Origin of the sequence: Geomonas terrae, from assembly GCF_004791675.1 — a bacterium.
Classification (GTDB): Bacteria; Desulfobacterota; Desulfuromonadia; order Geobacterales; family Geobacteraceae; genus Geomonas; species Geomonas edaphica.
The window spans coordinates 95,673-110,537 of record NZ_SRSC01000005.1; the positions used below are offsets into that span (position 1 = coordinate 95,673).

Here is a 14,865-nt window from a genome sequence, read left to right on the forward strand (position 1 = left end):
TTTACTTCCCCAGAAGTTTTCTGGCGGTTGCCATGCCGTGAGCCACGGCGATATCTGAATTCATGTGCTCCCAAGTACCCCATCGCCCTGCACCGACGATGCGATGTTTCTCTGCCCATGAAAGGATTTCGGCAACAGCGTCAGGCTTCCCGATGGTGTTGACAGGGTAGGCGTAGTCATTGCGGTAGTTCCATTTCCCATGGGTGGTGGCACGGTGCGAGTTGGTCTCGGTCCAGTACCCCCTGCTCCCTGCACAGAAGTTGCTGCGGTACAGAATTCGGTGATAGGAGAGATCTTCATCCGGTTCGTACAGCCAGTGGACGTCAGTCGGTGCCGTCTCTGGATGGTAGTCGATGTCGATGGAGGCGTTGCGCAGCGACGAAATCCGGCCTGCCACGACCGGCGGGAGATCTGAAACTGCTGTCCAGAGAGGCCAAGGGATGGTGGTGATTATGGTTTCGCCTTGGAACTCTTCGTTGACGATCCTTTTTGAGATGTCGATGCTGGTGACGGGGGTGCGGGTTCTCAACCTATCGCCCAGGGCATCGCCCATCCGCTTCCATACCTCGCCATAACCGTGATTCTTTGGGTAGAGGAAGGTGGCATGGGCCGGAAGGGTTCCGGAGGCCTTTGCTTCAAGGCAGCTTTGAAGCGTCTGGCGGAATGAAACGTCTGGTAACTTGTAAAGCCAATAGGTCCCGAGCTCACTCAGGTTCGTGCTCCATATTTTCCGGTTATACGGAAGCATGTACTCTTGCGCGATCCTTTCGCCCAGTTTCCAAACGATCCATTCGTCAAAGGCTTCAGGCATGGGGCTGTCGCTGACGCAGCCGGCTTGGGCGATTGACTCTAGGAAGTCGAGTTGGTCATCGACCGGCATTTGCCAAAGATTCGCCTCCAAGGGGTAGTCGAGTTCGTTTCCCCTGATCTTTATCCTCGAGATGCGATGGTACTCCCGCCACTCCGATTCTGGAAGGAACCCAAAGAGGAAATCAAGAACTTCACGGCGTTTCACGTCCAGAAAGTGCCCCCCTCCGATGTCCAGCGGGTGGCCGTCGACCTCGAGACTCCTGCACAAACCGCCGGCAGTCTCCTCCTTTTCGAGGACGAGGAAGGACTCTTCTCCCAGTGCGGCAAGAGTGTGTGCAATGGCCAAACCGGTGGGGCCGGCGCCGAGGATGAGGTATTTGACTTTGGTCATCGCTGCAGTTCCTTTCTACGTAAAATGTGGGCTACGCTGTTCGATACGGGGCCAGCTAGAAGGAAAAACAACCAGCCTAGCGGGTGGAGGTAGCGAACCGTGGGGCGTTCGATGAGCAGGCTTGCCGTGGCTACCACTGCAGAGGTCGCAATTAAGATCAGAAAAACTTTGTCACGGCCCACCTTGTTGAAAACGAGGGTGAAGGCGGCTAGGAGCGGTACGCACAACAACACGAGATACCAGGGCCAGGCAGCAAAAAAATAGGTGCCCGTGATGGTCTTCATGGTGGGAAGTCCGGCTGCATCGAGGTTGAAATCGGTCTTGAGAGAATGAAGCATTTCGGGAGGAAGCTCGCGGTCGCTCCCTTTGTCGGTGACCATGCTCGGCTTCAGCATCTGCGGGTCCCAATAGTCTGAAAAGCCTTGTAAGGCCAGTAAAGCGATGCCGAGAGGGTCGCGCTTCAGAGCATTGACTGCGGTAGTTTTTGCAGCGTTGTCTGCTTTTAGGAGGTCGGGAATGACCATGTTCATTCTTGCTATGAGCCCCCCTTCCATCCAGTGTTGCTGCCCACGGGCCTTTCTGTCCTTCAAATCAAAGACGAGCCCGGAAAAAATTGCAGGTGCAAGCCTTTGGTCGGGGAAATCCACGGGGGAAAGCACAGGTGCAAAATCGGCGGCGAGAAAGAGGCCGCTCTGGTACTGGTACGCTGCCGGCCCCTTTACCAGAAATCCGTTGAGATGTTTGTATGAGGAATGGCAGGCAAAGGTAACGGCAAGGGAAAAGGCAAGATGAGCGGCGACGATACGAAGAGCTTTAACAGGGAAGGGGCGGGACTTCAGTAGGGGCAACAGGGGGACGATCACAGCAAAACAGATTACGACGGGCAGGAAGCTCAACCTTACCGTGATCAAGGCAGTCCCGGCAATCTGCACTAGCGCCAGTCTCAAGTAGCTCCGATTGTCGAGGTAGTAACAGATGCCGAGAAAGTACAAGGCGAATATAAAGAGGGACAGGGTTTCCGTCATCACGTACCGCTCGTACAGCAGTTGCAGCGGTTCCATGGCACACAGAACGCCGAGCGGCATCGCGGTTCGGAATCTTGTTGCCAGGAATCTGACGAGTATGAAAATGAGGATTACAGCAGATGCTGTGCTGATGATGACTTGAAGGAGGACAAGGTAAAATAGCGAGCCCGTGGTTACCGCGGCGAGCCTTACGAAGAAACCGTAGACGAAGGAGCGATCCGGTGGGATTAAGAGGTTTACTGCCGTACCAAGATATGTTTGCGAGTCTCCCAGGAAAAACATGGGAAGCGGGTCCAGCATTAACAGAAGGAGTTTGAGGCCGGCCAGGGTGGCCACGCAAATGATCCACTGGCGGCTTGTCATTGTCTGGTCCGAATTCACTTCTCCCCCTTTTTCATTGCATTAAGCTGAACCGGCTACGTTTATCATCTTCACGGAGCTGCATCCGACCGCGAGGCGGTGCCGTCGCAAAGCTCAGACATGATCCTCCCAACCTTCCCCTGAAAGGCTGTTTGCGAGAAGTTGCAAGTGACGAATTCCCTTGCCTTGTCCCGGATGCTCTCCCACAGTTGCTGGTTGCTGTGCAACTCCGAGACGGCGAGTGCAAAGTCAGTGTGGGTATCCGCTATCATAATGCTTTCCTTGTCCACAAGGCCGATCCCCTCCGCACCAACGGAGGTAGTCACAACAGGAATGCCGTAATTGGCAGCTTCGATGATTTTGCCCTTGATGCCTGCACCGAAACGAAGCGGAGCGACATAGACTAGGGCTTTCTCGAAGAGCGGTCGAAGGTCGCTGACATAGCCCGTGAAATCTACTAGACTCAGGTCGAGCCCCTTGAGCTCGTGGTGTGACACTTCTCCCGCAACTGTTAGTCTTATCCCCGGGATTTCGATACTGAGTGGTGGAAGGATCTGTTGTATGAAGTAGCGCAGAGCATCCACGTTCGGCGGGTGCGTCCCACCGACGAAAAGGAGCCCCGTTCTTTTCTCGTAAGTAGCCTGAGATGCTTCGACGTCGTTTACCGGCAGGGGGATGACTTCGACGTGGGCATCCGGCAGTTCCTTCAAGATGATGTCACGCTCGACGGGACTGTGGATGCCTATGACGTCACAATTGCGGAACAGGTAGAATTCACGTTCTTTTATTTCTGCAAGAGCTGCAGCGTTACCACCTTCCTGCTCAAAGCGGCGCCCTTCGCGCACGAATTCCAGGTCGGGGTCGTGATACATGACTCTAGTGATATGCCGCCGCACCGTGTCGATGTACTTGATGGATATGTGGTTCCTGGTGAGGATAGCCGCGTCGAAGAAACTTCCATATTCTTCTAGATAATCGTTTAGGTTATGAGGCCCAATAATTACCTCCACGCCCATTTGCTGGAGGACCGAGGTGTATGGTTGGTGTGAATAGAGATTGTCGGGCCAGAATATAACCTTGTAGTCTAAAGCAACCAATGCCTTTAGCAAGCTATACATAAAGAAAGAGCCTGCGTCTTTGTCGTACATCGGTACGTAATGATCAATTACAAGTACGGTTTTATTGTGTCGGCTGCGGTCCCGCGCTTCGAAGACGTTTTGCCCGTTGGCGAAGTGATCACGCACTAGAACTTCCTGCCACCGTTGCAGGAATTTCGACTTATTTACCTCTTGGTAAGCCTTGATCCCAGTCGCCACATTCTTGCCGTGGGAAACTCCTTCAAAATGCACGACAACCGATTTGGGTTGATAAATGACGCGATACCCAAGACTGCGCGCCTGAAAGGCGAGGTCGGTATCCTCAAAATAAGCGGGAGCATATCTTTCATCGAAGCCGCCGACCTTTTCCCAAAGGTCGCGCCGCACCATTATGCTGGCCCCAGAAACGTAATCGACTTCTTTCACGTAGTTATAACCGGGCTTCTCCGGGTCGTCTCTCCAGCCAAAGTTCCAGCCGGATGCATCGCTCCATATGATGCCTCCGGCCTCCTGCAGCATTCCGTCCGGATAGACAAGTTTTGAACCGGCGATGCCGATTCTTTTGTCGGCATCCATAAGCGTGACAAGAGGGAGGAGCCAGCCAGGTTGAACGTTAGTGTCGTTGTTCAGGAAGAGGAGGTATTTGCCGCGGGCGGAAATAGCTGCATTGTTGCAGTTGCGAAGAAAGCCCAAGTTTTTGGAATTCCTAACGACTGTGATGTTTTTGACCTGCTGCTCGATATCGATGGTCTGGTCCGTTGAGACGTCATCGGCGATAATGACCTCGTATGGCACATCCCCGCTCTCCTCGATGATAGAGGCAAGGCAGGAGTGGGTGAACTCCCACTGATTGTGTACGGGGATGATGATTGAAACCACTGGCGCGTCGCAGCGAGGCAGGCAGAGCGGTGTGTGTGGTGAGATCGTCCCGTGGAGAATGACCGGTTTGAACTCGGTCGATTGGGACGATCTGCCAAGGAAATAGCCCATACCTTTGAGCAGGCCATTTATATCACCGTTTTTCATATACCCGAAGGCAAGCCTGACGGTGTCTCTGTTTGTGGCCCTGATGGTGCTAATGGGGTGAAGTAAAAGTTGTAGTACGAATTGTAGAAAAAGTGTCATTCTAAACCCCATATGCGTCTGCAATAAAGTCTCTTGTTGCGCACAACTGTGTGTTGAATCCACTCCCCCTGGCGCAGATACAAGCGATCTTATCTTCTCATACACAATTCGCAGCGGTTTGGTGATTCTCCATGAGATAGAACGATGAAATTCTTCTAGATGGATTTCCAAGGTTTTCAGATGTTGTTCTTTTAAGGACAGCTCGGCTTGGAGTGTCTCTAGCTGCTTCTGTTGTGATAGGACCACGGTGTCACGTTGCTTTACATCTTCAACCGTAGCCTGTGCCCACTGGGTACGTTCCTCAAGAATCAATTCTCTAATGGTGCCATGTTCGGCTGCTTTTTCGAAGAGAGTAACCACTTGATCTGGCTTTAAAACATTGAGTATGCCTAACAGCGTGGCGCCCTCATTTCCTCTCTGTGATCCTTTCTTTTTGCTGCCGTTGTAAGCCTCTGTTAGGACTGTCTCGATACCTGCAATATACTTCGCGGTAGTAAACTCAGTCTGTACTCTCTGACGACCAGCTTCACCCATTTCTTTCGCTAGTGTCGCATTGCCGAGAACCTTAAAGATGGCATCTGCCATTTTCTCAGGGGCACCAGGGGGGACTAGGAGGCCGGTGACCCCATCGAGTACGATTTCGGGGGAGGCTCCGGTATTAGTCGCAATGACAGGTTTGCCGGCTGCCATCGCCTCAATGGTGGTTCTTCCAAACGGCTCAGCTAACGAAGCCACAACAACAAGATTCAGGGACTTAAAGACATCCGGCATGTCCTCTCTGAACCCGATAAAGATCACATACTCTTCTAGATGTAACTGGGAAATAAGTTCAAGAAGAAATTTTTTATATTCTGTTTCCTCTTCCCCTATAATGATCAACTTGCTTTTAATACGTCTGTCTGCAACAAATCGAAAAGCTCGCACCAAGTCTTCATGGTTTTTATGCTTATGGATTTGTCCGATGATTCCGACCAAAGAACAGTCAGGATCCACAAATAGTTCCCTTCGGAGTTTGCCCCCATCCCCACACGCAAATGCTTCTGTATCAATGGCGTTGTGAACTACATTCACTTTTGAGGGACTGGCCGCAGAGGGAAATTGTTGGGCGACGGCACACGAATTGGCAATTATTCTGTCAGACAAATAATTAACTAAACTAAACGCAGTTTCTTGGCCGAAAATGCTCTTCAGTGGATGGTTCTCTAAAACCTCTCTGATGTGCCACACGTGAGGAACACCTGAAGATTTAGCGGCAATTGCGCCAGCCAAACGAGTTATGGTGTTGGTGTAAACGACATCAATTTCTTCTTCCTCAATTACCTCCGCATATTTTCTGATGAGTGCGAATTCATCAAGTGTGTTTTGGGCGACCTGGTGCATGTCTTCGCTGCTGATCCAGGAGTGGGCTGCAATAATGTGAAGTTTGTATTTAAGGTCTTTGACCTTATCAGCAAGCAACCCTTTGCTATCGGGAAGGACCACGATTGGTTCGAACTTTTTCTTGTCTAAATGTTGCAGGAAAAACAAAAAACTTTGCTCTGCACCAAAAAAGTTCGATGAATGTGAAATGCACAGTATTTTTAATTTCATATGAACATCCATGTGAGATTATTGATGGCAATACGCATATCTGGTTGTGCGCAATTAAATACTGTAATCATAAGATGCGGGTTATAGCTTGGTGTGAGATCTCCGCTGAGCTTTGCCAGCTGAATAGACGCGCTCGTGCAGCTGAGGCTGTAGCTGCCGTTACAAGGTCCATCTGCATCACCGTTTTTATCGCGGCAAGCAGTGCACCTTTGTCTGCAGGATCATAAATAATACCGAAAGATGAATCGACAACTTCTGTAATTATTCCCGTGGCAGGAGCAATTACTGGTTTGTCAAACGTTAGCGCCAGGAACAAATTCCCCGATGTAAAGACATTATTATAGGGAAGTAGGACAACGTCAGCTGCATTGAAAAAGAACTGGACTTCGTCTTCCTCGATAAATTTCAGGAACGGTTTTATCCGATCATCATTTTGAGCCTCGGCAATAACAGTTTCGCTGAGTCCTTTATCGGAAGGGCGTCCAGCAATAACCAGAACAGAGTCGGATATGTCCAGTAACTTGAATGCCTCTATCGCCTTTTCAATTCCTTTGTAAGGTCTCACAGGGCCGAAGAGGAGATACACGAAAGACTGTGGAGCTAATCCAAGAGCTGTTCTTGCTTCAGCTTTCGAACAATTGTTTTTGAAGATTGAAGAGAAGGTGCCATGGGGAATGATCTCAACGTTCTTGGTCCTTCCGAATAACAGGGATACCTTCTTCTTTGCCTGCGCAAAATGTACAAAAACTACATCCGCTAGCGAGGCTAGGATTACGCGCCCGATGTATTCCAGGATTATATTGTTTCTTTCATGAGGGAAAAGATTGTGAACAGTCCAGAGAATTTTGTAACCAGAGCGCTTCGCTTCTCTGATTGCCTGATAGAAGGAAAGCAGCTTTTGAATAAAGGCAGCAACACTGCTGTCCGAGTAGATATAGGCTGGCCAATGAAAATGGAGGATCTGCACGCGGTCCCGGTTTTCTTGCACCCACTCACAGTCGAAACTCTGCCCTCTTGTGTCTATCAATCTGTAGCCGTACTCTTCCAGGTGTTGGTAATAGAGCCAGAAATAGTAGGTGTCCGGGTTCGGCGTTGGGAATGATGCTATATTAATTCTAGGCTCCATACACGTCCTTGTAGCACGTCTACCACGTCTGGCTCAACTATTTGCCTTTAAAACCTATTAGGCTGGTAAGCTTCCTAAGCGGTTTGGTAAGCTTCCAGCTCAATGATGTTTGTAGCGCCAGTATTAGTGACTCTTGTTCTTGAATTTTTTCCTTCAAGCATTTTATTTCCTCTGTAAGAGGAATTTCTGCGGCTTCTTCATTGTGTGCAGAAACAGAACCATCCCGCAGGTGTGCTAACACTACCTTAAGGGTTCGTTGTCTTTGGAATTCACGCTCCAGGATTCCACTGTAAAGTGCATGGTAGATATAGCCGAAGGCATATCTTTGCAAGCACTTCCTGTCGAAGGGACTAAGTTGATCCCCAAGCTGGGGGAAAAGCAAGGATAGTTTCTGCTGGATATTCCGGTAAAGGTTTTGTCCTGTAGTGATATCGATCACAGCATCAGATCGCCCTTGCCAAAATGTGCGGCGATATAGCCAATGTTTTTGTGTTCGTTCCGCGGGAATCTTGTGATGGATAATGGCGTCAGGGCTAAAAGCTACCTTGCCGCCAGTAGCGTGTATTTTCCTGAAAAGGTCCTTTTCTTCACATGACAGCAGTGAATTTCCTATTCGCCCAAGATCCGTCGAAAACATCCCAACGCGACATATAATGTCTTTGCGGAAGGCCATGTTTGCCCCCCAAGGATAGTGCGGTGGACGAAACTCACCGAGTTCTTGTGCATGGTCATATTCATTTATGGTGTAGAAGCCTTGCCATCTTTCTGTCAACCAATCTGGCCTTTTGAAAGGCCAGATTGGGCGGATGGGCCCACCTGCTGCTACCACATTAGGGTCTGTAAATGGGGTAACGATGCTTCGAAGCCAGTCTCTCTCTGCATCAATGTCGTCATCGACAAACGCAATGATCTCGCCAGTTGCCTGCCGTATCCCTGTATTCCTTGCGTACGACAATCCTTGCCGACTTTCGAATACATACCGGACGTCGGGCCTCGACGTCGATGCAATGTTGTCAACAATAGACTTCGTGGCATCTTGGGAATTGTTGTCAACGATTATGATTTCGAATTGGTCAGCTGGAAAATCTTGGCGTTGTATAGCTGCAATTGACCCCTCGAGCAAATCTGCTCTATTGAACGTGCATATAACAACAGAAACCATCATTCTGACACTCCAAACCTACACTTGCTAAGTGCTCACCGACTGAAGTTAACCTTACATTACTACATTTAAACATTTGTTTTGACAGCTGCACAGTAACAATCAAGCTTTCTGGTTTTTATGTAACGCCAATAGTCTCTACGTTGATGAAAGGATCAGCTTCGTTACATTCACTTTTTTGTAATTGTCGAACAAATCGCTCGTAAAGGCTTCGTTATTTTCCAACTCAGACTACCCATTAAAGCCTTAATCCTGTCCCTTTGCTCTGTGAGTTCGAGATCCTTTGTCTTTAGTAGGTCCCCAAGTTCTTTAAGTTGAGCGTCTTTAAGCGTGTCCCCTTCAGGGCTTTTGTTTTTGGTGTCGACCACCTCGGACTGCTGTTTTAAGGCTTGATGTAGACGTCGAATCTCCGCTTCATATGCCTTGCGCTGAAGGCAAATGTGCTCGAGTATTGCTTTTGCATCTGCGGCTGTGGTGGGTGTGGACACGATTGCTGCCAGATGTAATGGGTTTTGGCAGTAATGGTCTACTAGCTTGTTTTGGAGATTTAGAGAAAACTCTTCAAAATGCGGGAGTGGGGTGGGATCTCCGCGGTCTAGGTCATCGTAGCCGGTTGTTCTTCTTTGTTCTGCCAATTTCGATGCCGCACAGGCAAACTGGCTTTGAAGAAGGATCTTACTCGTAGATATGGCTTGGTCCTGGACGCGATATTGAACGAGCATTTCAGGTAAATTCGCTATGGCGAAGGATTCAGCAATCCTTAACCATAGATCGTAATCCTGAGCGTATTGGAAAAATTCCCTGTACGTGCCGACCTTGTCGATGGCTTCTCTACGCATCATGACTGATGCGTGGCAGAATTGGTTTATCTTCGGAAGACGCTCTTGGAGTTTGTCGTTTTCAGTCTGCAGCATTGACCTGGAAATCACTTCACCTGACTGGTCAATGAACTCAAATCTAGTACCGAGTAGGCCCACATCTCTGTTTTCCTCTAGGTAGGCAACCTGTTTCGCTAGTCTCTCAGGCTTTGAAACGTCATCAGCATCGTGGCGCGCAATATATCTACCTCGGGCTAAAGATATACCTTTGTTCAGCGCTTTAGTAAGCCCTTCTTTTTTCTGGTGGATGAGGGTAATCCTATCGTCATGATATGCCTCCACGATAGCTCTGGTCGTGTCGGTAGATCCATCATCAATAATAATGAATTCGAAATCAGTGAAGCTTTGGCTGATAATGCTATCAATTGCTTCACGGATATAACGTTCGCCGTTGTGAACGCTCATGATGACGGATACAGTGACCATAAACGATGAAGTCATTCCTCTACGCACCACTCAGATCGTCCCCGCCACATCTTTTCAGAAATATATCGCCCAGCTTTTTGTCCCAGATTGGGGGCTCAAACTTTTCACGGCCAGCTGAGGGGTGGAGTGTAGCTTCTCCAAAGATCGGACGCCCGTTAAGATCATAAAAGTCTATTCGAATAAATTTTTCGTTTTTAGCGAGTCGTTCCGCCAGGCTTATCATTAGTTCAAAACACTCTGGTTTACGAATTTCACCTCGGAACGTTGGGTAAACATGATGGATAGGCAGAACTTCAAAGTTGCGATTCAGCATAGTCAGAGTGTGATTTGTGAAGCGATCCATGTCGACTTGTACCATCTTTACTTTGCCATGGAAGCAGAAGAACTTGTAATCATTTGGAATCTGGTTGTCCTCACTTCTTAGCAGTTCTTCTATTAATAGCTTCGGTTTAATCCACCGGTATTGCCACTCCGCAAACTGTGTAGACAGGTCTTTTGAGAGCCATCTTTGCGTCAGATTGTCAAGATGGTCCCAGTCAATTGAACTTTTATTGTAAACAATGAAATTTGTACCAGAGCCATTGTTCGCCTTTATGACAAACGAGTCGGGTAACTGTATTTTCCGTGCTTCTTGGATGTTTGTACCGAACCACAGTAGTTCGCATAAATATTGTTTGCCAATCGTGTTCTCAATGTACTCTCTAACTTGGAGCTTGTCTGCTAGTTGAGTGTAAATTGATTTCCGTGAAATAAACTTGGACTGTTGTATGCACTCATTAAATGTACTAGGTTTGATTAGGTTTGGAAATACTCCAAACCGATTCTTGTAATCGGTTAGGACTTTGTATATGTCAGAGGGAAGCAAAATTAAATCGATTAAGGTTTTCCATCTCTGGTTATCATACGGGAGCCTTTTTTCTTTTAAACGTATCCCGAATTCTTCCGTCGATTTAATAACTTTTTTCGTCATTTTATGATTGATGATATCAAACACAAAAGTGCCTCTTTTGCATAAACACTAGTTCAATATGACAACACCGTCATTGTGTATAAGTCCAAAAGCAAAATCTTTTCCGTATACTTCCAGGGCAGCTGCGTTACTCTTTATGTCTATGCTCTTATATTCAAAGTCGGTGGTATGCTCAGACACTGAAAGATTCAACATGTATTTACCTGGATTGAGCAACATCTTGCAAATAAAGTTAATCTCAATTTCATCCCCACACTGCTTATATCCTAGCGACATTCGTCGCTCATGGTAAGAATGTACACCAAGCAAATTCTGCCCCTGCGGGCTCTTGATCATCATTCCAACGCAAGGGTTTTCTACTTCTCCTGTAAAAACTACTTTCATCCAAACGCTAAAATCAGCACCGGCTCTTAAGGCAAATGTTTCCTCGCCTTCGTCATTAAAAACTTTGAATTCCGTAATTTCTGCAGTCCCTGAAATGAATTGGTCACGTTCTTTTTTTTGGGGGGGCTGAATGGATTTCTTTCTTAACGCACCATCTGGTTTAGTTCCCGCTCCGGTTTTATCTTGACGTGCGTGCTCCATCTCCCTTTGTAAACGGAAATAAGCTCGAGTTACCTCATTCGGTGCGCCATGGGCAAAAATTTTGCCACTATCTAACAAGTAGGCACTGTTACACAGAGAGGAAATCGTATTCATATTGTGTGTCACGAAAAGCGTGGTGACCCCACCAGACATGAGTGATCTAATTTTATCGTAGCACTTGGCCTGGAACATCATATCGCCTACTGAAAGGGCCTCATCCACTATTAAGATTTCAGGTTCGACGTTGACTGCGACTGCAAACGCAAGACGAACGAACATGCCGCTGGAGTATGTTATCACCGGCTGCCGGATGAAATCGCCGATGTCTGCAAAGGATAAGATCTCTTCCAATTTATTATCAATCTGGTCGTGAGTGTACCCCATGAGGGTGCCATTAAAGTAAACATTCTCAAGCCCAGTTAACTGCGGATTAAAACCGGCGCCAAGCTCCAGTAGCGCGGATATCTTGCCGTTCACGGAGACAGAACCACTGGTGGGTGTGAGAACGCCTGTGATCATTTTTAGTAACGTAGATTTACCTGCACCGTTTTGGCCGATTATGCCAACGGTTTCACCTCTTCTAATGTCCAAGCTGATGTCATCGATTGCGTGAAACTCTTTGTGATACTTTTTCCGTAATGGATGAAGTGCTTCCTTAAGTCGGTCCTGTGGAGAATCGTACAGCTTGTAAACCTTAGTTAGCTTGTTGATATTTATAATGATGTCTTCGCTCATTGGTGTTTTGTTGGCCTCTTCTTCGCCGGGCTCTGTTTGACTTGTCGGTAACTTCATTGCTGTATAAGGTGCTACAGCACGTCAGCAAAGTGCGGGCGAAGTCTTTTAAATACCATTGCCCCAGCAAAAAGGATCAAAGTGGTCAAACACCAGAAATATATCGTAAGCATATAATGAGACTCCCAAAACCACTGCTTGTATATAAAGCTTTCTCGATAGCCTTCTACAATGTAGTACACTGGGTTTAATTTGATGATATTCAAAGTCCCAGGCGATAGCCCTTTGGGAGACCAGAATATCGGAGTCATCCAGAAGGCAAATTGAAGAACCATTGTGACTACTTGCCCCGTATCTCGTAGGAATAGCGTGAGCGATGAGGTAAGCCAAGAGAGCCCAATCAGTAGAGTTATGGTACAGAATAGGTAGTAAAATACCTGAAGGTTGTAGAGCGAAGGAAGGTACCCATATATTGCAAACATAGCGAAGATAACTATGATAAAAAATATGTGTATTAAGAGGCTAGATAGTATCTTGATAAGCGGTAGCATCCCAATGCTAAATACCATTTTTTTGACAAGAAAAGCATTGTCAAGAATGCTATTAGATGCGCTAGCTAGGCATTCAGAGAAGAAGAACCAGGGAATTATACCAGCCAACATCCAGAGTACAAAAGGAAAGTTGTCCATAGGCTGCGTTTTGAAGCCGACTTGGAACACAAACCACACTATTGCGATATAAACAGTGGGGTGAACGAAAGCCCAAAACATGCCAAGTAGTGAACCAAGATATTTCTTCTTAAAGTCGGCCTTCGTAAGTTCTATGATTATTTGCCGTTTAGAGAGAATCTCGGTCAGGAATGAGAGGAATTGTCTAAAAAATTGCATAGTTGTTTTAATGTAATTGGGTGGCTACGATTGAATTCATTCAGAACTTAAGGAATCATAAGATAAACTAAAAGGTAAAAAAACACCACAAAAATTAGGCTGCGCCATGGGGTAGGCTTACAACGATGACAAGAGGCCTAATTAAAAAAATAGGGCGGTAGCTTGTCGCCACCGCCCTTGAAGTAAAAACTTTTTAACTGTGGCCGAAAGCTACCAAGGTAGCTTTTTCCATTGCAATGTACCACCCACCTTCACGCAAACTTCGACTGTATCATCCGTTGCCCCCTGAGTGATCCAGATGGTACCGCGGGTCGATGGATTTGCGTCATCACAGATGGGCTGCGAGAGAGTAGCGGTGTTTATTTTGACCCCGCCAGCAACCTCTAGTTTCTGGGATGGTGCATTACTCCCGATACCGACGTTACCGGAAGAGGTTACGCGCAAGCGCTCCACAGGGTCTTTGGCTCCAGACGGTGACGTGGAAAATACGATGTAGCCTGGGGAGTATGTTGAGAAGGGGGCTTCCGTAAACACTTCTATGCTCGCGGCACTGCTGTCTTGTTGCGAGGGATTAGTGTACTGCCCGTCGTAGGCCTTAAAGAACAAACTTCCGATCCTGTCACCAGCGCTCAGCGGCGCAGGCACGCCTGAGGTGCCACGTGCATGTGAGAAAATAAAGCCACCTGCAAAAGCCGAACTACGTATCGTGGTGAAAGCTCCATAAGGTCCGGTCCCATCCGCCCCTCTAACTTCGAGTGTTCTAGCCGGTGTACCAGTTCCTATTCCAAAAGTCCCACTCGGTGTTGCAGCAATCTTGGTGTTGCCTGAGCTGTCTTTTACCGCTAGTTTGACGGTCGTTGCTGCCTCAGTCGGACCTTGTTGAATGGCCAGTGCTACACTGTCTGTGGGGGCAGCTATTTTCGTAATAATTGTAGCAGTAGTCTCTACAGACGGTAATTGAGAAGTCGGAACCTTCCCTGTTGCATCCAACGATGCATAACCATTTGCTATGCCTTTAGCCGCTACAGATTCAGGGACATACCCTAAAGTGTTTTGTTTAGCATTTAAGGCGTTCTGAAGGTCTAATTGGCTGGAGATGGTGCCAGTTATAGAGCCCCATGACCCGCCGGTTGGGAGGTTCGTGAGCTGCGAGCCATCACCTATGAAGGCTGTTGCTTTTACCTTACCTGCGACCTCTAGCTTCTCAGAAGGAGAAGTACTACCAATGCCAACGTTACCAGTTGACGTTACTCTTAACCTCTCTACTGGGTCTTTCACTCCCGTTGGGGTCGTCGAGAATGTTATGAAGCCAGGTGAGTAAGTCGAGAAGGGCCCTTCTGTAAAGACTTCTATGCTTGCAGCACTGCTATCCTGTTGCGACGGATTGTTATACTGTCCATCGTAGGCTTTAAAGAACATGCTTCCTATCCTGTCACCAGCTGACAGGGGCGCAGGGATAGCGGAAGTGCCGCGAGCATGTGAAAAGACAAAGCCTCCTGCAAACGCTGAGTTCCGTATTGTGGTAAAGGCACCGTAAGGACCTGTCCCATCAGCTCCTCTCACCTCCAATGCCCTGACCGGAGTTCCTGTGCCGATACCAAATGTACCATTTGCAGAGGCTGCAATCTTCATGTTGCCCGAGGCGTCCTTTACTGCAAATTTCACTGATGACGCGGCTTCTGTCGACTCTTGCTGCACTGC

10 protein-coding genes are annotated in these 14,865 nt (G+C 47.9%); all 10 read right to left on the bottom strand.

Translation table 11 applies throughout. The annotated features are described in order from the left end of the window. Position 1: 1 nt before the first annotated feature. The 10 genes from E4633_RS18580 to E4633_RS20680 all read right to left on the bottom strand — a co-directional run bounded on the left by E4633_RS18580 (position 2) and on the right by E4633_RS20680 (position 14,829). Positions 2-1,201, bottom strand: coding sequence for a protoporphyrinogen/coproporphyrinogen oxidase (locus E4633_RS18580; protein WP_135872547.1), 1,200 nt, complete (start codon positions 1,199-1,201; stop codon positions 2-4). After that, entirely contained in the window at positions 1,198-2,562 is a 1,365-nt protein-coding gene (locus E4633_RS18585; RefSeq protein ID WP_135872549.1) for a hypothetical protein, read from the bottom strand. Before E4633_RS18585 ends, E4633_RS18580 begins: the two co-directional genes overlap by 4 nt. 95 nt (positions 2,563-2,657) lie before the next feature. After that, positions 2,658-6,398 carry a glycosyltransferase gene (locus E4633_RS18590; RefSeq protein WP_162605033.1) on the bottom strand — a complete coding sequence of 1,247 codons (3,741 nt, stop codon included), beginning with the start codon at positions 6,396-6,398 and terminating at the stop codon, positions 2,658-2,660. Positions 6,399-6,465: 67 nt separating this feature from the next. Next, positions 6,466-7,524 carry a glycosyltransferase gene (locus tag E4633_RS18595; protein ID WP_135872554.1) on the bottom strand — a complete coding sequence of 353 codons (1,059 nt, stop codon included), beginning with the start codon at positions 7,522-7,524 and terminating at the stop codon, positions 6,466-6,468. Positions 7,525-7,561: 37 nt separating this feature from the next. Then, on the bottom strand, positions 7,562-8,689 hold the full coding sequence (locus E4633_RS18600) for a glycosyltransferase (RefSeq protein WP_135872556.1): 1,128 nt from the start codon (positions 8,687-8,689) through the stop codon (positions 7,562-7,564). A 167-nt stretch (positions 8,690-8,856) separates the two neighbouring features. Continuing rightward, the gene (locus E4633_RS18605; RefSeq protein ID WP_135872558.1) at positions 8,857-10,005 is read right to left on the bottom strand and encodes a glycosyltransferase family 2 protein; all 1,149 of its coding nucleotides are present in this window, start codon (positions 10,003-10,005) and stop codon (positions 8,857-8,859) included. Positions 10,006-10,009: 4 nt separating this feature from the next. Then, positions 10,010-10,984: an ATP-grasp fold amidoligase family protein gene (locus E4633_RS18610; RefSeq protein ID WP_135872559.1), complete on the bottom strand. Its 975-nt coding sequence runs from the start codon at positions 10,982-10,984 to the stop codon at positions 10,010-10,012. Positions 10,985-11,008: 24 nt separating this feature from the next. After that, positions 11,009-12,280 (bottom strand): ABC transporter ATP-binding protein, encoded by a 1,272-nt coding sequence (locus E4633_RS18615; RefSeq protein ID WP_135872561.1) that lies wholly within the window; start codon positions 12,278-12,280, stop codon positions 11,009-11,011. Positions 12,281-12,351: 71 nt separating this feature from the next. Next, positions 12,352-13,164 carry an ABC transporter permease gene (locus E4633_RS18620; RefSeq protein WP_135872563.1) on the bottom strand — a complete coding sequence of 271 codons (813 nt, stop codon included), beginning with the start codon at positions 13,162-13,164 and terminating at the stop codon, positions 12,352-12,354. Positions 13,165-13,374: 210 nt separating this feature from the next. Beyond that, entirely contained in the window at positions 13,375-14,829 is a 1,455-nt protein-coding gene (locus E4633_RS20680; protein WP_216629463.1) for a hypothetical protein, read from the bottom strand. Positions 14,830-14,865: the final 36 nt, after the last annotated feature.